Below are 20,095 nucleotides of genomic sequence, written 5' to 3' on the forward strand. Positions count from 1 at the left end.
CCGGGCGCGCGGGAACGGCGACAAGAGACAAACGGGCAGCAGGAGCGGCATCGCAGCCTGCCGCTGTGTCCCTGGTGCCGGGCTTGCGCCCGCCAGCAGGCTTCGCCGGGGCGCGGTGCGCGTCCGTGAGGACCCGTGGAGGTGGCCGGTGGGAATCGACGACAGCCGTGACGGCGCGGACAACCAGCCCGGAGCGCCCCGCAGCGCGTCGTTCGGGCAGCAACGGATCTGGTTCCTCGACCAGTTGCGGCCGGGCACGCCCGACTACCTGCTTCCGCTGGCGCTGCGGATCCGGGGCGACCTGGAGACCGACGCGCTGCTCGGTGCGCTCACCGCCGTCGTCGAGCGGCACGAGGTGCTGCGCACCAGCTACCGGCAGGAGGCGGGACGGCTGCTGCAGCGCATCACCCCGGAAGCCGAAGTGCCCTTCCGGGAGTGCGACTTCACCGGCCTGCCGGCCGCCGGACGGGAGGCCCGGCTGGCCCGGCTGATCGAGGAGGAGCTGCGTCTCCCGATCGACCTGGCCCGCCGGCCCCCCTTGCGGGCCGTACTGGCCCGGGTGGGCCCCGCCGACCACCTGCTGATCGTGGTGGTCCACCACATCGCCTTCGACGGCATGTCCTGGCACCTCCTCGGGGCCGAGCTGGCGGCCGGCTACCGCGAGCGCACCGGCGGCGCGCCGGCCGACCTCGCGCCGCTCGCCCTTCAGTACGCCGACTTCGCCGACTGGCAGGCCGAGCGGCTCACCGGCCCGCGGCTGGCCGCCGGGCTGGACCACTGGCGCACCGCGCTGGCAGGTCTGACCCCGCTGGAGCTGCCCACGGACCGGCCCCGCCCGGCCGCCTGGGACGGCGCCGGCGACGCCGTCCGCTTCGAACTGCCGGCCGAGCTGATGGCACGGGTCGACCTCCTCGCCCGCAGCAGCCGGGCGACCCGGTTCATGGTGCTGCTCGCCGCGTTCCAGGCGGTGCTCGCCCGGTTCAGCGGGCAGCGGGACATCGCGGTCGGCACGCCGGTGAGCGGCCGCGGCCTGCCCGACGCGGAGCGGCTGATCGGCCTGTTCGTCAACACCGTGGTGGTGCGCGGCGACCTGAGCGGCGAGCCGTCCTTCCGGACCCTGCTCGGCCGGGTCGCCGCGAACACGCTGGCCGCCCTCAGCCACGCCGGCACGCCGTTCGAACTGGTGGTTGACGAGCTGGCACCGGAGCGTGACCTCGCCCGCAATCCGCTCTTCCAGGTGTCCTTCTCGCTGCGCACCGCGCCGCCGCAGCCGATCGCGCTGCCCGGCCTCGACTGCGAGCTGGTGCGCACACCGCTGACCGGCTCGCCGTTCGACCTGGTGCTGGACACCGACGTACTGCCCGACGGACGGCTCAACGCCCGGCTGCAGTACGCCACCGCGCTGTTCGACCGGACGACCGCGCAGCGCCTGGCCGACGCCTTCCGGCTGCTGCTCGACGCCGTGCTGGCCGATCCGGACCGCCCGCTGCACCGCGTCGGCCTGCTGACCGATCAGGACCGGCTCGCCGTGATCGAGAAGTTCAACGAGACCGCCGTGCCGCTGCCCGAACGCTGCCTGCACGAGCTGTTCGCCGAGCAGGCCGAGCGCACCCCGGGCGCGGTCGCGCTGCGCTGGGCCGACGGCCGGCTGACCTACCGGCAGCTCGATCGCCGGGCGAACCTGCTGGCGCACCGGCTGCGGGCGCACGGGGCGGGACCGGAGAGCCTGGTGGGCGTCTGCCTGCGTCGGGGGCCGGACCTGGTGGTGGCGCTGCTCGCGGTGCTCAAGGCCGGTGCCGGCTACCTGCCGCTGGCCCCCGACCACCCGCCGCTGCGGCGAGCCCGCCTGCTCGACCAGGCGGGCGCCGAACTGCTGATCGCCGACGACGAGTCGGCGCAAGGCTGGACCGGGACGGTGCTGGCCGTCGGGGACGGGGAGCGGGAGACCGCGCCCGAGAGCGGCGCCGGGCCGGACAACCTCGCGTACCTGATCTACACGTCGGGCTCCACCGGCGAGCCCAAGGGCGTCATGGTGACCCACCGCAACGTGGTCAACTACGTGCGCTGGTCCGCGCGGACCTACCTCGGCGAGGGCGCCGGCACCGCGCTGTACTCCTCGGTCGCCTTCGACCTGCCGGTCACCTCGCTCTTCCCCGCGCTGCTCACCGGCGCCGCCGTCACCCTCACCCCGGACGACGGCACGCCCGGCCTCGACGGCCTGGTCCGGTTGCTGGACCGCAACTCCTTCGACCTGCTCAAGCTCACCCCCACCCACCTCGGACCGCTCGGCCGGGAACTGCCCGAGACGGCGCTGCGCACCGCGACACCCCACCTGGTCCTCGGCGGCGAGCAGCTCACCGGCGCGATGCTGGAGCCGTGGCGGCGCCATGCCCCGGACACCGTGGTGTTCAACGAGTACGGTCCGACCGAGACCACGGTCGGCTGCGCCACTCTCGCCCTCCCGGTGCGCGCACTGGACCAGGGCCCGATGGGCATCGGCGTGCCGATCGACAACACCACACTGTACGTACTGGACCCCGAGCTGGAACCGGTGCTGCCGGGCGCCGTCGGCGAGCTGTACATCGGTGGTGTCCAGGTGGCCCGCGGTTACCGCGGGCGCGGCGACCTGACCGCCGAGCGCTTCGTCCCCGACCCGTACGCCAAGACTCCCGGCGCCCGGCTCTACCGCAGCGGCGACCTGGTCCGGCACCGCTGCGACGGCCTGCTGGAATTCATCAGCCGCGCCGACACCCAGATCAAGGTCGCCGGGTTCCGGGTCGAACCGGCCGAGGTGGAGGCCGCGCTGACCGAACATCCCGAGGTGCTGGAGGCCGCGGTGGGCGCCCACGGCACGGGGGACGCGGCCCGGCTGGTCGCCTACCTGGTGCCGGCCGGCGAGCGCGCACCGCGAACCGCCGAACTCCGCGCCCACCTTGAGCAGTTGCTCCCCGCCTACCTGGTGCCCGCACTCTACGTGGTGCTGCCCGGGCTGCCCCGCACGGCCAGCGGCAAGGTCGACCGCAAGGCGCTGCCCGACCCGGCCGGCGCCCGGCCGGCCCCGGCCCCGGACCGGGTCGCGCCGCGCACCCCGCTGGAGCAGGCGGTCGCCGCCGTCTGGTGCGAGCTGCTCGGCCTGGACGAGGTCGGCGTGCACGACGACTTCTTCGTCCTCGGCGGCAATTCCCTGCTGGCCACTCGGCTGGCCTTCCGGCTCCGGCAGGTCGCCGCGGCAGAGGTGCCGCTGGCGGCGGTGTTCGCGGCCGGCACCGTCGCCCGGCTCGCCGAGGTACTGGCCGCCGCCACCGCCGTCCGGCGGGCACCGATCACCGCGGCGGGCACGGACGGACCGCTGCCGCTCTCCTTCGCCCAGCAGCGCCTGTGGTTCCTCGACCGTCTGGCGCCCGGCGCCACCGATTACCTGGTGCCGATCGCGCTGCGGCTGCGCGGCCCGCTTCACCGGCCGGCGCTGACCGCCGCGCTGGCCGCCCTGGCCGAGCGCCACGCGGTGCTGCGCACCCGGTACGAGGAGCGCGACGGCGAGCCGGTCCAGCTCGTCGACCCCGGTGCCCGGATCCCGCTGACCGAGCGGACGGCCACCGAGCAGGAGGCGCTGCGGCTGATCCGCGCGGACCTGGAGATCCCGTTCGACCTGGCGGCCGGCGCCCCGGTCCGCGCGATGCTGCTGCGTATCGGCGCCGACGACCACGTGCTGGCCCTCACGCTGCACCACATCGCCTCCGACGGCTGGTCCGTCGAGGTGCTGGCCGACGAACTGGCGCGACACTACGCCGGCGAGGCCGTCGCACCCCTGCCCGTCCAGTACGCGGACTTCGCCCGCTGGCAGCGCGAGCACGCCGCCACCGAGGAGTTCGCCGCGCGGCTCGGCCACTGGCGGAAGCGGCTGGCCGGCCTGGCCCCGCTCGACCTGCCCACCGACCGCCGCCGTCCGCGCCTGCGGGATCCGCGCGGCGACCGGCTCGCCGTGGAACTGCCCGCCGAACTCGGCGCGGCCGTCGACGAGCTGGCCCGCCGCAACAGCGCGACGCCGTTCATGGTGCTGCTCGCCGGCTGCTACGCGCTACTGGGCCGGTGGAGCGGCCAGCGGGACATCGCGGTCGGCACCGCCGTCTCCGGCCGCACCCGCTCCGAGACGGCACCGTTGATAGGCTTCTTCGCCAACACCCTGGTGCTGCGCGGCGACCTGAGCGGGCGCCCCACCTTCACGGAACTGCTCGCCCGGGTCCGTGAATCGGCGCTCGACGCCTACGCCCACGCCGACGTGCCCTTCGAACGCGTAGTCGAGGAGCTGGCGCCCGAGCGCGACCCGTCCCGCAACCCGCTCTTCCAGGTCATGTTCGAGCTGCGCCCACCCAAGGACGAGGCGTTCGCCCTGCCCGGGCTACGCGTCGAACAGCTCGCCGTCTCCTGGCCGGCCGCCAAGTTCGATCTGACGATCTCGGTGCAGCCGCAGGCCGACGGCACCCTGCGCTGCGGGTTCGAGTACGCCACCGCGCTGTTCGACCGCGACACCGTGCGCGTGATGGCCGAGCACTACGGACGGCTGCTCGCCGCGGTGGTCGACGCACCCGACCTGCCGCTCGACCGGATCGAGGCGCTGGACGCCGCCGAACGGGAGAGGCTGGTGCACGGCTGGCACGACACCGCCGTCGAGCCGCCCGTCCGCTGCCTGCCCGAACTGTTCTCCGAGCAGGCCGCCCGCACCCCCGACGCGCCCGCCGTCGTCTTCGCCGAGCGCACTCTGAGTTACGCCGAACTCGACGCCCGCGTGACCCGGTTGGCGCACCACCTGCGCGCCGTCGGGGTGCGCGCGGAGACCCCGGTCGCGGTGTGCCTGCGCCGGGAGGCCGACCTGGTCACCGCCCTGCTCGCGGTGCTCCGGGCCGGTGGCACCTATGTGCCGGTCGACCCCGCGCACCCGGCGCGGCGCCGCGCCCACGTGCTCGCCGACAGCGGCGCCACCGTCCTGATCAGCCAGTCCTGGATCCGCGGCGAACGGCCCGGCGGCGCGGCCCGGCTGGTGCTCCTCGACGAGGACCGGGAATTGACCGGTCCGGCACCGGCCGACCGGCGACCGGCCGCCCAACTGCCGCCGCTCGACCCCGCCGGCGCCGCCTACCTGGTGTACACCTCGGGCTCGACCGGTCGCCCCAAGGGCGTGCTGATCAGCCATGAGGCCATCCGCAACCGGGTGTTGTGGACGGTGCGCGAGCACGGCCTCGGCCCGGGGGACCGGGTGTTGCAGAAGACCACGGTCGGCTTCGACGCCTCCGTCTGGGAGTTCCTGGCACCGCTGGTCTGCGGCGCGACGGTGGTGGTGGCCGCCGACGGCGTGCCGCGCGACCCGGCCGCCATGGTGCGGGCGGCGGCCGAGCACCGGATCACCGTGCTGCAAGTCGTGCCGTCCGTGCTGCGGGCGCTGGTCCAGCAGCCCGGGCTGCGCGACTGCGACACGCTGCGGCTGGTGTTCTGCGCCGGCGAGCCGCTGCCCGTGGAACTTAGCGACCGGCTGCTCGCCCTGCTGCCGGTCACCCTGGTCAACACCTACGGCCCCACCGAGTGCGCCATCGACGTGACCTCGTGGCGCTACGACGGCCGGGAGGCCGGCGACATCGTCGCCATCGGGCAGCCGATCGACAACACCCGCATTCTGGTGCTCGACCCGGACGGCGGCCTGGTCCCGCTCGGCGTCCCCGGCGAGCTGTGCGTGGCCGGCACCGGCCTGGCACGCGGCTACCTCGGCCGCGGCGACCTGACCGCCGAGCGCTTCGTCCCCAACCCGCACGCGGCCGCACCGGGCGAGCGGCTCTACCGCACCGGGGACCGGGTCAGGCGCCGCACCGACGGCACGCTGGAGTACCTCGGCCGGCTCGACCGGCAGGTCAAGCTGCGCGGCATCCGGATCGAGCCCAGCGAGATCGAGGCCGTCCTCTGCGAGCACCCCTCGGTCGCCGCGGCGGCCGTCGGCGTCTACGGCGACCAGCAACTGGTCGGCCACGTCGTCCCCGTCGAGGGCTTCGAACCCGATCCGGCCGCGCTGCGGGCCCACTTGGCGGCCCGGCTGCCGGACGCCATGGTGCCGGCCGTGTTGCGGGTCCTTTCGGCACTGCCGCTCACCGCCAGCGGCAAGGTGGACCTCGAGGCGCTGCCCGGACTGGCCGGGCTGGCCGCGGTGGGGGAGTATGTCGCGCCGCGCGACCCCGCCGAGCAGACCGTCGCCGAGGTCTTCGCCGAGCTGCTGAGCCGCGAGCGCGTCGGCGCGCTCGACGACTTCTTCGCCCTCGGGGGCCATTCGCTGCTCGCCACCCGGCTGGTCTTCCGGCTGCGATCGGCCTTCGGCGTCGAGATCCCGGTCGCCGAGGTCTTCTCCCGCCGCACCGTCACCGCCCTGGCCGAACTGGCCACCGCCCCCGGCGCCCGGCCCGCCGACCCGGCCGGAGCGGTGCTGCCGGTGCCGCGCGACGGCACGCTGCCGCTCTCCTCCGCCCAGCGCCGGATGTGGTTCCTCGACCAGCTGGAGCCCGGCAGCTCCGAGTACCTGGTGCCGCTGGTGCTGAGCCTGCGCGGCCCGCTGCACACCGCCGCGCTGGCCGGCGCACTGGACGACCTCGCGGCCCGCCACGAGGCGCTGCGCACCCGCTACCCGGCGCCGGACGGCGAGCCGGTTCAGGTGATCGACCCGGTGGTCACCCTCGGTGCCGCGCCGGTGGACCTCACCGGCCTGCCGGCGCGGGAGGCCGCCGCCCGGGCCGGAGAACTGGTGCGGGCCGAGACCGCCCGGCCGTTCCTCCTCGACCGGGAACCTCCGCTGCGCGTCCTGCTGGTCAAGGTCGCGGAGCAGGAGCACCTGCTCGTCCTGACGGCCCACCACATCGCGGTCGACGGCTGGTCCGTGGACCTGCTGACCCGCGACCTCGGACTGCTCTACCGGGCCCGGCTCACCGGCGGCAGCCGGCCGCCCGCGCCACCGGTGCAGTACGCCGACTTCGCGGCCTGGCAGGACCGCTGGTCCCAGGGTGAGCTGCCGCAGGCGCAGCTCGCGCACTGGCGGGAGCGGCTCGACGGGCTCACCCCGCTGGAGCTGCCCACCGACCGGCCCCGCCCGGCCGTCCGCGACCCGCGCGGCGACCTGCTCGCCCTCACGGTCCCCGACGAGCTGGCCGAGGCCGTGGCGGACCTGGCCCGCAGCCAGGCGGTCACCCCGTTCGTGGTGCTGCTCGCCGCCTTCGACGTGCTGCTCGCCCGCTACACCCGGCAGGCGGACGTCTGCGTCGGCACCCCGACCGCCGGCCGGACCCGGCCCGAAGTGGAAGAGGTGGTCGGCTCCTTCGTCAACACCGTCGTACTGCGCGCCGACCTCGGCGGCGACCCGGGCTTCGCCGCGCTGCTGCGCCGGGTCCACAGGGACGTGGTCGCCGCCTACAGCCACCAGGACCTGCCCTTCGAGCGCCTGGTCGACGAACTCCAGCCGGAACGCGACCTGTCGCGGAACCCGCTCTTCCAGGTGATGTTCGAGCTGCAGCACGTGCAGAGCACCCCGCTGCGGCTCGACGGCCTGACCGTCGAGCGGGTCCCCTCGCCCTGGCGGACCGCGAAGTTCGACCTCACCCTCTCCCTCGGCCGCCGCGCCGACGGCGGTCTGCAAGGGCTGTTCGAGTACGCCACGGCGCTGTTCGACCGCACCACGGTCGAGCGGATGGCCGGGCACTACCTGACCCTGTTGCGCGCCGCCACCGCGCGGCCCGAGACCCCGCTCAGCCGGCTGGCGATCCTCACCGGGGACGAGCGGGAGCAACTGACACACGGCTGGAACCCGGCCGGCGCCGAGCCGCCGGCGGCCTGCGTGCCGGCCCTGTTCGAGCGGCGCGCCGCCGAGATCCCCGACGCGGTCGCCGTCTCGTTCGGACCGGTCTCGCTCGGCTACGCCGAACTCAACGCCCGGGCCAACCAGCTCGCCCACCACCTGCGCGACCTCGGTGTCGGGGCGGAACGCCCGGTCGCCGTCTGCATGGAGCGCGGGATCGAGGCCGTGGTGGCGCTGCTCGCGGTGCTCAAGGCGGGCGGCGTCTACGTACCGATCGACGCCGAACACCCGGCCCAGCGACTGGCGTTCATGCTGGACGAGCTGGACCCCGGGGCCGTGCTGAGCACCGGTCGGTTCGCCGAGCGGCTCGCCGCCGTCGCCCGCGGCCCGCTGGTGCTGGTCGACGCGGAGGCGAGCCGGATCGCCGCACGCCCGGACCACAACCTTCCGCCGCAGGCCACGCCGGACCAGCTGGCGTACATGATCTACACCTCGGGCTCCACCGGGCAGCCCAAGGGCGTGCTGATCCAGCACGGCTCCTACGCCCACCACTGCCGGGTGATCGCCGGCGCCTACGGCATCGACCCGGGGGACCGGGTGGTGCTGCTGTCGGCGCTCACCTTCGACGTGGCGATGGACCAGATCGCCGCCACGCTGCTGGCCGGCGCGACCGTTGTCGTGGCCGACCCGCTGTTCTGGAGCCCCGCCGAACTGCCCGCACGGGTCGCCGAGAACGGCATCACCGTCATGGAGATCACTCCCGCCTACTACCGCGAGGTGATGCAGCACGTCCGGCCCGGTGACGAACGGCTGCGCGGCCTGAAGCTGATGAACGTCGGCAGCGACGTGGTCACCGTGGACGACGCCCTGGCCTGGGCCGCCACCGGCCTGCCCGGCCGGTTCCTGTGCAACTACGGCCCCACCGAGGCGACCGTCACCTGCGTCCTTCACCCCGTGCCCACCGCCCCGGCCGGCCGGGGCGAGGCCGCGCTGCCGATCGGCCGCCCCGTCCCGGGCACCCGGGCCTACGTGCTGGACGGTGCGGGCGACCTGGTACCGGTCGGGGTACCCGGCGAACTCCACCTCGGCGGCGTCCGGCTGGCCCGCGGCTACCACCGCCGTCCCGGGCTCACCGCGGAGAAGTTCGTCCCCGACCCCTTCGGCGACGTGCCGGGCGGCCGGCTGTACCGGACCGGCGACCTGGTGCGCTACCGCGCCGACGGCACCATCGAGTTCCTCGGCCGGATCGACCAGCAGGTCAAACTGCGCGGCTTCCGGATCGAACTGGGAGAGATCGAGGCGGTGCTGGCGCAGCACCCCGGGCTGCGCCAGGTCGCCGTCGTCGCCCGCGACGTCCGTCCCGGCGACCGCCGGCTGGTCGCCTACCTGGTACCGCGCGGCGACGGCGGCCCGGACGTCACCGAGCTGCGCGAGTGGGCCGGCCGGCGGCTGCCCTCGTACATGGTGCCCTCGCTCTGGACCACCCTGCCCGAGCTGCCGCTGACGCCCAGCAAGAAGGTGGACCGCAAGGCCCTTCCGCAGCCCGCCACCACCAGCGAACTGCTGGAACGCCCCTACCGGGCGCCGCGCAACCCGACCGAGGAGATCGTGGCCGAGGTGTGGGCGGAGATCCTCGGCATCGAGCGGATCGGCGTCGACGAGGACGTCTTCGTCCTCGGCGCCCACTCGCTGCTGGCCACCCGGGCGCTCGCCCGGCTGAACGCCGTCTTCGACGTGGAGCTGCCGCTGCGCTGCCTCTTCGAGGCCACCACGGTGGCCGCCCTGAGCCAGGTCCTGCTGGAGGCGCTGGAAGCGCAGATCGCCGAGCTGACGGACCAGGAGGTCGCCGCTCTGCTGGCGGAGGAGGGCGAAGACCGCTGAACCCCGGGCCCGGTACGTCCGCCCGCCGTCCCCTCGGGGCGGCGGGCGGACGTACGCGCGGTGCCGTCTCCACGCACGGCCGGGCGGGCATCGCGGGCGGGCGGGGCCGCGCCACGAGGCTGCCGGCGGGCAACGGCGAAGCGCGGCGCACGGATGGGAAGCCGTGCGCCGCGCGGGGGCGGGCCGGGTGCGCGGGCCGTCAGGCGGCCGGCGTCGGCTCCGGCTCGCCGGCGGCCGTCGCGGCGCCGGCCAGCGTGGGGGCGGAGCGCACCGAAGGGCTGAGCGTGGCGGTCACGGCCAGCAGGACCATCCATGCGGCGAGCGCCCAGACGGTGGCGTGCGCGCCCGGTCCGGCAAGCAGCTGGCCGCCGACCAGGGAGCCGAGCGGGATGGCGCCGAAGGCGACCAGACCGACCGCGCCGAGCACCCGGCCCTGGATGGCGTCGGGCGTGACGGCCAGCTGGTAGGCCGAGACGACCACGTTCCACACCGGGCCGACGAAACACATCAACGCGTACACCACGCCGATCAGGTACGGGTCGCGGACCACCAGCAGCACCGGAGTGAGCAGGGCCCAGAGCCAGTTGGCGCCGATCACCACGGTCCGCATCGACAACCGGCGCTCCACCGCCGGCGCGAGCAGCGAGCCGAGCACCCCGCCCATCGCCGCGACCCCGAACATCACGCCTATCGCGGCGGACGAGCCGTGCCGTCCGCGGGCCATCACGATGACCGTCAGGAAGAGCGCCTGGAACAGCAGGTTGCTCCCGGCGATCAGGAAGGTGGTGGTACGCAGGAACGGCTGTCGCCACAACCAGCGCACGCCTTCGGTGAGTTCGCGGTGCAGCGGGGCGGTGCGCGGGCGCCGCTCGGCCTGGAACTCGCGGCGGATCAGCAGCAGGCAGACCAGCGACCACAGGTAGCTGGCGGCATCGAAGAGGAACGGCACCGCCCGGCCGAGGCCGAAGAGCACGCCGCCGAGCGGCTGGCCGAGCATCGCGGCGCCGCGCGCCCGCGCCTCGTTGCGGGAGAGCGCGGCGGCGAGCTGGGAAGGGTGCACCACGTTGGGGACGGCCGCCGAGGCGGCGATCCGGAAGCACACCGTCAGCGTGCCCTCGGCGAACCCGACCGCGAGCACGTGCGGCAGCGAGAGCCGGTGCAGCAGCAGGGCCGCCGCCACGCTGCCGATGGCCAGGGCGCGCAGCACATCGCAGATGATCATCGTCCGCCGCCGGTTCCAGCGGTCGACCAGCGCTCCGGCCGGGAGCTGGAACAGCAGTTGGGGCAGCAGGGCGATGAAGCCGGTGAGTCCGGCGTCGGCCGGGGAGCCGGTCAGCGCGAGGATCAGCAGCGGATAGGCCACGCTGGAGGCGTTGGAGCCCAGCCCGGACACCGCCGCGGCCTGCCACAGCAGGACGAAGTCCCGGTTGCGCAGCAACGGCTTGACGTTCCGGGGGACTTCCTCGCGCACGGTGTGGGTCATGGCTCGATGCTGGGAGGCCTGCCGTCCCCGGCCCAGAGAAGGACCGGCAGTCACACGCGCAGTCCGCGGCCGGAAGGATCGCCGCGCTGACCCTGCCGCCGGCCCGTGTGCCGTCGGCAGGCTGCTGCCTGGCCGGTGGACCGTCGCCGGGCCGGACCCGTCGCACGCACAGGAAGGCGAAGGATGAGTACGAGCCCGAGCTCCCGCACGGAGCTGCTGCAGCGGCGGCTGCGCGGCTTGACGAAGAAGCGGCAGGACGGGATCGCCCCCGTCGCCCGGGACGGCGCTCTCCCGCTGTCGTTCGCGCAGCACCGGATGTGGGTGCTCGACCAGCTCCAGCCGGGCGGCACCGAGTACCTCGTGCCGCTGCTGCTGCGCCTGCCCGGCCCGGTCGACCCGGTGGCGCTGCGGCGGGCCCTGGACGCGCTGGCGGCCCGGCACGAGGTGCTGCGCACCCGCTATCCCGCGGTGGACGACGAGCCGGTCCTGGTGATCGACGAACCGGGACCGATCGCCCTGACCACCGTGGACCTGCGCGCCGCGGACGACCAGGACGGCGGCCCCGGCGAGGCCCTCGCGCGGGCCGAGCGGCGGCTCGCCGAACTGGTGGCCGAGGACGGCCGGCGCCCCTTCGACCTGGCGGCCGAGCATCCGGTCCGGGCGCTGCTCGTCCGGCTCGGCGACGAAGCCCACGCGCTGCTGCTGACCCTGCACCACATCGCCACCGACGGATGGTCCGAGAGCGTGCTGCTCGGCGAACTCGACCAGCTCTACGAGGCCTTCGCCGCCGGGCGGCCCGCGCCTTCGCAACCGGCCGGCCCGCAGTACGCGGACTTCGCCGCCTGGCAGCGCGAGCACCTCTCCGGTGACCGCCTGGCGGCCCAGCTCGCCTACTGGCGCACCACCCTGGCCGGCCTCACTCCGCTGGCGCTGCCCACCGACCGGCCGCGCGGCCCGGTCCGGGACCCCGCAGGCGCCACCGCGTCCTTCACCATCCCGGCCGAACTGGTCGAGCGACTCGTCGAGTTGGGACGAGGCGAGGGCGCGACCCCGTTCATGGTGTTCCTGGCCGCCTTCCAGCTGCTGCTCGGCCGCAGCTGCGGTCAGCGCGACGTGGTGGTCGGTACCCCGGTGGCGGGCCGGGACCGGGCCGAGACGCAGGCCATGGTCGGCCTGTTCGCCAACACGGTGGCACTGCGCACCGATCTGTCCGGTGCCCCGTCCTTCCTCGAACTCCTCGGCCGGGTCCGGGAGACCGCCCTCGGCGCGTTCACCCACCAGGAGACGCCGTTCGAACGACTGGTGGACGAGCTGGCGCCCGAGCGCGACCCCTCTCGCAACCCGATCTTCCAGGTGGTCTTCCAGCTGACCGCCCACACCCCGGCCGAGCCGGGCGCGCTGCGCGCCGAGCTGCGGCCGGTGGACTGGCGCACCGCCAAGTTCGACCTCGGCCTGGCGCTCGGCAGCACCGCCGAGGGCACGGTCACCGGCCAACTGGAATACGCCACCGCGCTGTTCGACGAGGCCACGATCCACCGGACGATCGCGCGCTACCTGCGGCTGCTGGCCGACATCGTCGCCGACCCGGGCAAGCCGATCGACCGGCTGGAACTGCTGCCGGACGCCGAACGCGCGCTCCTCACCTCCTGGAGCGGCTCCGGCCGCAGCCACGCCGTCCAACGGACCCTGCCCGAGGTCTTCGAGTACTGGGCCGGCCGTACGCCCGACGCGCCCGCCGTAGGCTGCGACGGCGTCTCGCTCAGCTACGGCGAGCTGAACGCCCGGGCCAACCGCCTGGCCCACCGGCTGCGCGCGCTCGGCGCCGGTCCGGAGGAACTGGTCGGAGTACGCTTCGAGCGCGGGCTCGACCTGGTGGTGGCGTTGCTCGGCGTGCTCAAGTCCGGGGCGGGCTACCTCCCGCTGGATCCGGCACAGCCGGCCGACCGGCTCGGCTTCATCCTGGCCGACGCCGGGGTGACGACCCTGGTCGCCGACCGGCGCACGGGCGAGGAGGCCGTCACCACCCTGCTGCTCGGCGAGGACGACCGCCTCTGGCCCGACACCGACCCGGTCCCGCTCGCCAGTCCCGGCAACACCGCGTACGTCATCTACACCTCCGGCTCCACCGGAGCGCCCAAGGGCGTCCAGGTCACCCATGCCAACGTGCTGCGGCTGCTGGACTCCTGCCGGCAGGACTTCGGCTTCGGCCCCGAGGACGTGTGGACGCTCTTCCACTCCTACGCCTTCGACTTCTCGGTCTGGGAGCTCTGGGGCGCGCTGCTGAACGGCGGCCGGGTCGTCGTGGTGCCGTTCGCCGTCTCCCGCTCGCCGCAGGACTTCCTCGACCTCCTGGTCACCGAGCGGGTCACCGTGCTCAACCAGACGCCCTCGGCGTTCCGCGGTCTTCAGGAGGCGGTGGCGCTGGCCGGCCTGCGGCCCGAGGCCCTCGCCGTGCGGACCGTGGTCTTCGGCGGCGAGGCACTGGACGTCACCGAACTGGCGCCGTGGTTCCGGCGGTTCGGCGACCAGCGGCCGTCCCTGGTCAACATGTACGGCATCACCGAGACCACCGTGCACGTCACCTATCGCCCGATCCGGGCCGGCGAGGAGGCCGGCGCCCGGCGCAGCCCGATCGGCCGTCCGCTCGGCGACCTGCGGCTGTACCTGCTGGACGCCGACCTCAACCAGGTGCCGATCGGCGTCCCGGGCCAGCTCCACGTCTCCGGACCCGGCCTGGCGCGCGGATACCTGGGCCGTCCGGGCCTGACCGCCGAGCGGTTCCTGCCCGACCCGTTCGCCACCGTGCCGGGGAGCAGGATGTACCGCACCGGCGACCTGGCGCGCTACGGCGCCGACGGCGAACTGGAGTTCCTCGGCCGGGTCGACGAGCAGGTGAAGATCCGCGGCCACCGGATCGAGCCCGGCGAGATCGAGGCAGTCCTCGGCAGCCTGCCCGAGGTGGAGAGCAGCCTGGTGATCGCGCACCGCCGCCCGGGCGAGCGGGAGGCCCGGCTGGTCGCGTACGTAGCGCCACGGGCCGGCCACTCGGTCGAGGTGGCGGAGCTGCGGGCCCGGCTCGGCCGCAAACTGCCCGGCTACATGGTGCCCGCCGTCTTCGTCCCGCTGGACGCCTTCCCGATGACGGCCAACGGCAAGATCGACCGCCGGGCGCTGCCCGCCCCGGAGGCGCACGGCGCCCGCGGAGCCGGCGAGTACGTCAACCCCCGGACCTGGACCGAGCAGATCGTCGCAGAGACCTGGGCCGAGGTGCTCGGCCTGCCGAAGGTCGGCGCACTGGACAACTTCTTCGAGCTGGGCGGCGACTCGATCCGTGCGATCAAGGTGATCGGCGCGCTGCGCCGGCGCGGCATCGACCTGACGGTGCAGAACCTCCTGGTGCACCAGAGCGTCGAGGGCCTGGCCGGGTTCGCCGAGACGGCCGCGCCCGGCGGGCCGGCGAGCGCCGAGGAGGAGCGGGTCGCGCCCTTCGCGCTGCTGTCGCCCGCCGACCGCGCGGCCCTGCCGCCCGGCCTGGTCGACGCCTACCCGCTCGCGATGGTGCAGGCCGCCATGGTCTACCAGATGCTCGCCGACCGGGACGAGAGCCCGTACCACAACATCACGCTCTTCCCGTTCATCGACGACGCGCCGTTCTCGCTGCCGGCACTGCGCGAGGCGGCCGCGCAGCTCACCGGGCGGCACGAGATCCTGCGCACGAGCTTCGACCTCACCGGGTTCTCCGAGCCGCTGCAGCTCGTACACGCCGAGGCCGTCGCCCAGGTCGGCTACGACGACCTGCGCGGGCTCGACGAGGAGCAGGCGCGGGCGGAGCTGGAACGGTTCACCGCCGAGGCCCGCCGCGCCCCCTTCGACATCGGCGAGGCGCCGATGCTGCGCTTCCACGTCCACCAGACCACCGACGACCGCTGGACCTTCTCCTTCATCGAGTGCCACGCGATCCTCGACGGCTGGAGCCACCACTCGCTGATCGACGAGCTGATGAGCGACTACCGGGCGATCCGCGACGGACGGACCCCGGCCGAACCGGCCGCGCACACCGTCCGGTTCGCCGACCACGTCGCTCTGGAGCGCCGTTCGCTCGCCTCCGCCGAGGACCGGGAGTTCTGGCGGGCGCAAGTAGCCGGCTTCGAGCGGGTCGCCCTGCCGTCCGCCTGGGCCGCCGATCCGCGATCCGGCGAGCGGCCGTTCCAGGTCACCGTGCCGTTCCGGGACCTGGAGCCGGGCCTGCGCCGGCTGGCCGCCACCGCCGGCGTGCCGCTCAAGAGCGTGCTGTTCGCGGCCCACCTGAAGGCGATGGCCACGATCAGCGGCAGCCACCGCTTCCACAGCGGCCTGGTCTGCAACGGCCGCCTGGAGACCGACGGCGGCGAGCTGGTCCGCGGCATGCACCTCAACACCCTGCCGCTCGGCGTCGAGCTGACCGGCGCCACCTGGTCCGAACTGGCCGGGCAGGTCTTCACCGCCGAGGTGGAGGCATGGCCGCACCGCCGGTTCCCGCTGCCGGAGATGCAGCGCGCCTGGGGCGAGGGCACCCCGCTCGTCGACGTCGCCTTCACCTACCTGGACTTCCACGTCCTGGACAGCCGGCAGATCGACTCCGGCAAGGTGGTCGACGTCAGTCCCAACGAGTTCGCGCTGGACGTGTGGACCTTCCCCGGCGTGGTCTTCATCTCCGGCCGGCCCGAACGGATCAGCCGCGCGGGCGGGCGCCGGCTGGCCGCGCTGTACCGGCGGATCCTGGAGGCGATGGCCGCCGACCCGCTGGGCGACGCCCGGGGCAGCGTCCTGGGCGCCGAGGAGCACGCCCGGCTGGCCGAGTTCGCGACCGGCCCCGCCGCGGCATACCCGGACGCCTGCCTGCACCAGCTGTTCGAGGCGCAGGCCGAGCGGACCCCGCGGGCCACGGCGCTGCGCTGCGCCGACGGCAGCACCGTGGACTACGCCGCGCTCAACGCCCGCGCCAACCGGCTGGCCAGGCGCCTGGGCGAGCTGGGGGTCGGCCAGGAGTCCCGGGTCGGCGTGCTGCTGCGCCGCGGCCCGGAGCTGGTGGTCGCGCTGCTGGCGGTCCTCAAGGCGGGCGCCGGCTACCTGCCGCTCGACCCGGGCCACCCGGCGGCCCGGCTGACCGGACTCGTCGCCGAGACCGGCGCCCGTGTGGTGGTCACCGAGACCGCCCTGGCCGGCCTGCTCACCGCGAGTTCCGCCGAGCCGCTGCTGGTCGACAGGGACCCCGGCATCGCCGCCCAGGACCCGGACAACCCCGGCCTCCCGGTGACGCCCGAGTCACTGGCGTACGTGATCTACACCTCGGGCTCGACCGGAACCCCGAAGGGCGTGATGATCGAGCACCGCAACCTGGTCAACTACGTGTGCTGGTGCCTGGACGGTTACCGGCCCCTGGGCGGCACCGGCGCTCCGCTGTACTCCTCGATGGCCTTCGATCTCCCGGTCACCTCGCTCTTCCCCGCGCTGCTCTCCGGCCAGCCGGTCACCCTGACCGAGGACGACGGCACGCCGGGGATCGACGCCCTGGTGGCGGAGCTGGAGCGCGGACGGTTCGGGTTGCTGAAGCTGACACCCTCCCACCTCGCGCTGCTGAACCAGACGCTGTCGCCGCGGGCGCTGCGCCGCGCGGCCGGACGCCTGATCGCCGGCGGCGAGGAACTCACCCGGGAGATGGTCTCGCGCTGGGCCGAGCACGCGCCGGACACCGTGGTGGACAACGAGTACGGCCCGACCGAGACCACCGTCGGCTGCTCCCGCCTCGAAGGCACCCCGGGCGAGCTGCCGGCCGGGGTGCTGCCGATCGGCCGTCCGTTCGCCAACACCACGATGCGGGTGCTGGACCGCGACCTGGGACTGGTGCCGGTCGGAGTGGTCGGCGAACTGTACATCGGCGGGGCCCAGGTGGCCCGCGGATACGCCGAGCGGCCGGGGCTGACCGCCGAACGCTTCGTGCCGGACCCGTACGCCGCGCGCCCCGGCGAGCGGCTCTACCGCTCCGGCGACCTGGCCCGCTACCGGGAGGACGGAGTGCTGGAGTTCGCCGGCCGGGCGGACCACCAGCTGAAGATCCGCGGCTACCGGATCGAGCCGGGCGAGGTGGAGGCCGCGCTGCGCCGCGAGGCCCGGGTGCGCGAGGTCGCGGTGCACGTGATCAGCACGCCGGCGGGGGAGAGGGAACTGGCCGCGTACCTGGTGCCGGCGGGCGGCGGCACGCTCGATCCGGTGGCGCTGCGCGACCGGCTGGCCCAGGTGCTGCCGGCCCACCTGGTGCCGTCCAGGTACCTGGTGCTCGACGAGCTGCCGATGACCGCGAGCGGCAAGATCGACCTGGCAAGGCTGCCGAAGGACACCCAGCCGGTCTCCGGCCGCCCCTACCGCGCCCCGCGCACGGCCGTGGAGAACATCCTGGCCCGGGCCTGGGCCGCGGTGCTCAAGCGCGAGCAGGTGGGAATCGACGACAGCTTCACCGAGCTGGGCGGTCACTCGCTGACCGTGATGCAGGTGATCACCAAGCTGCGGGCCGAGTACGGCTACAAACTCTCCTTCCAGGACTTCTACCGGCACCGGACGGTGGCCGAGCTGGCCGCCGTGGTGACCGGCGACAAGACCGCGGAGGACACCGGCGACCCGGACGGCCCGGGCGGCGCGCAGGCCAGGGCGGCGGATTCGATCGTGTGGCTGCGCCGCACTGGCAGCAGGCCGCCGCTGTTCTGCGTGCACCCCGGCAGCGCCCACTGGTTCGCCGAGCTGGCCGACCACCTGGACCCGGACCAGCCGGTGGCCGCCTTCGAGTGGCCGGGCCTGAGTCGTCCCTGCCCGGCGCCGAAAAGCGTCGAACAGGTCGCCGAACTGAACCTGGCCGAGTTGCGGCGGATTGCTCCCAGCGGCCCGTACCACCTGCTCGGCTGGTGCGGCGGCAGTCAGATCACCACCGAGATGGCGCGCCGCCTGCACGCGGCGGGCGAGGAGGTCACCTTCCTGCTCCTCGACCCCGCACTGGACACCTACGAGCGGGAGAACATGCACGAGTTCGTCCGGCGGTTCGAGCGGGCCGAGGCGGCGTTCGCGCAACTCACCGACGCCGCACGCTCCGGAGCCGGCCCGGAGCGGGTGGCCGAGCTGCGGCAGCGGGCCGGTGACCTGCTCAACGGAATCCTGGACGACGGAGAGGTGGCCCCGCCGGAGCCGGGCGACGACTTCTGGCCGGGCCGGGTCCGGGTCTGGCGGGAGCTGCTGCAGACCCGGCTGGCCTACCGCCACACCCCGTACGAGGGCCGGCTGCACCTGCTCGCGGGTGACGACGTCGCGGCGGGCGAGCACGAGGTCGCGGAAGGCGTCAGCTTCGCGGACTTCACCGCGCGCTGGCGGGAGCTGGCCTCCGGCGGGCTGACGGTCCACCGGGTGGGCGGCGACCACCTGGGCGTCCTGAAGGCCCCTCATGTCGCCGAGGTCGCGGCGGTGCTGAGCGGCCTGCTGGCCGGCGAGCAGCGGTAGGCGACCGGGCCGGGGCGGGCGGCCGGGCCCGCCCGTCCCGGTGCCTGACCAACCGGCCGGTGCGCGCACGGTCCCTCCGCCGGGCCCGTCGCCGAGCGCCGGCCGCGACCACGCACCACCGACGAAGGAAGCGAACCGATGCCCCCCGTTCTCACAGCGGACTCGTACGACAGCGCGGTGACCCTGGACCCCGGCGTGTCCATGGCCGTCGAGAGCCTGGCCGCCGGCCTCCTGTCCTTCGCGGACGGACGGATCGACGATCCCGCCTGGATCCGCCAGGCCGGCCGGCAACGCCACGAGCTGCCCGCCTCCTTGCGCAGGTCCCTGGCCGACTTCGGCCGCGACCCGGGGCCGGCCGGCGCGCTGGTGATCCGCGGCCTGCCGGTCGACGAGGAGCTGATCGGGCCGACCCCGGTGGCCAGCGGCTCCGTCCGGCGCCGGGCCACCATGCCCGCGGCCGTCCTGATGCTCCTCACCCACGCCCTCGGTGAGCCGATCTCCTTCCGGCCCGAGAAGTCCGGCGCCATGGTCCACGACGTCGTCCCGGTGCCGGGCAACGAGCGGTTCCAGGGCAACGAGGGCTCGGTCCTGCTGACCTTCCACACCGAGAACGCCTTCCACCCGCACCGCCCCGACTTCGTCCTGCTGCTGTGCGTGCGGGCGGACCACGACCGGGTGGCCGGGCTGCGCACGGCCTCCATCCGGCAGGTGTACCACCTGCTCGGCGCCGGCCACCGCGAAGCGCTCTTCGAGCCCGAGTTCAGCACCGCGCCGCCGCCCTCCTTCGCACTGCCCGCGACGCACTCCCGGCCGCACCCGGTGCTCAGCGGCGCTCGCGAGGACCCGGACCTGCTGGTCGACTTCGCCGCCACCGAGCCGCTCACCGAGCGGGCGGCGCAGGCCATGCTCGAACTTCAAAGACTCTTCGCGGCGCACGCGCTCACCCACCACCTGCTGCCCGGTGACCTGGCGATCGTCGACAACCGGGTGACGGCGCACGGCCGTACCGGTTTCGCGCCGCGCTACGACGGACGCGACCGCTGGCTGCACCGCACCTTCGCGACCCGGGACCTGCGCCGCTCGCGCGTGCACCGGGCCGGCGACGGCCACGTCCTGACCGGCTGACGTCCCGAGCCGGCGGCGGACAGGGCCGGATGCCGCGGCCGAACGTGCCGAGGCGTCACCGTCCCGTCCGCCGCCGTCCTGATCTCGGTCGTGGCCGCGGCGAGCCGCCCGCCGCGGCCCCGCTCCTCCCGCGGCCGGCCGCCGGACCCGGCATCCCGGCCGGAACCGTGGCGCTGCGGGAGCCAGGACGGGGCGGCGTGCACCGCGCGGCCGCACGGGTGGGCCCCCGCCTCGGCGGGGGCCCACCCGTGCGGCCGGTCGGC

The 20,095-nt window shown here is 74.6% G+C and carries 4 protein-coding genes; 3 read left to right on the top strand and 1 reads right to left on the bottom strand.

The window, feature by feature from the left end:
- Positions 1 to 148 precede the first annotated feature (148 nt).
- Positions 149 to 9,703 (top strand): non-ribosomal peptide synthetase, encoded by a 9,555-nt coding sequence (locus SCK26_RS36790; RefSeq protein ID WP_318205723.1) that lies wholly within the window; start codon positions 149 to 151, stop codon positions 9,701 to 9,703.
- Between the two features lie 199 nt (positions 9,704 to 9,902).
- Here SCK26_RS36790 and SCK26_RS36795 read toward each other — a convergent pair whose 3' ends face one another.
- Positions 9,903 to 11,186, bottom strand: a complete 1,284-nt coding sequence (locus tag SCK26_RS36795; RefSeq protein ID WP_318205724.1) for an MFS transporter — start codon at positions 11,184 to 11,186, stop codon at positions 9,903 to 9,905.
- Positions 11,187 to 11,369: 183 nt separating this feature from the next.
- On the opposite strand from SCK26_RS36795, the gene SCK26_RS36800 reads away from it, so the two are divergent.
- On the top strand, positions 11,370 to 18,707 hold the full coding sequence (locus SCK26_RS36800) for a non-ribosomal peptide synthetase (protein ID WP_318205725.1): 7,338 nt from the start codon (positions 11,370 to 11,372) through the stop codon (positions 18,705 to 18,707).
- Between the two features lie 138 nt (positions 18,708 to 18,845).
- Positions 18,846 to 19,832 (top strand): TauD/TfdA family dioxygenase, encoded by a 987-nt coding sequence (locus SCK26_RS36805; protein WP_318205726.1) that lies wholly within the window; start codon positions 18,846 to 18,848, stop codon positions 19,830 to 19,832.
- The last annotated feature ends 263 nt before the right edge of the window (positions 19,833 to 20,095 follow it).

The organism is Streptomyces sp. SCL15-4 (assembly GCF_033366695.1).
Lineage (GTDB): Bacteria > Actinomycetota > Actinomycetes > Streptomycetales > Streptomycetaceae > Streptomyces.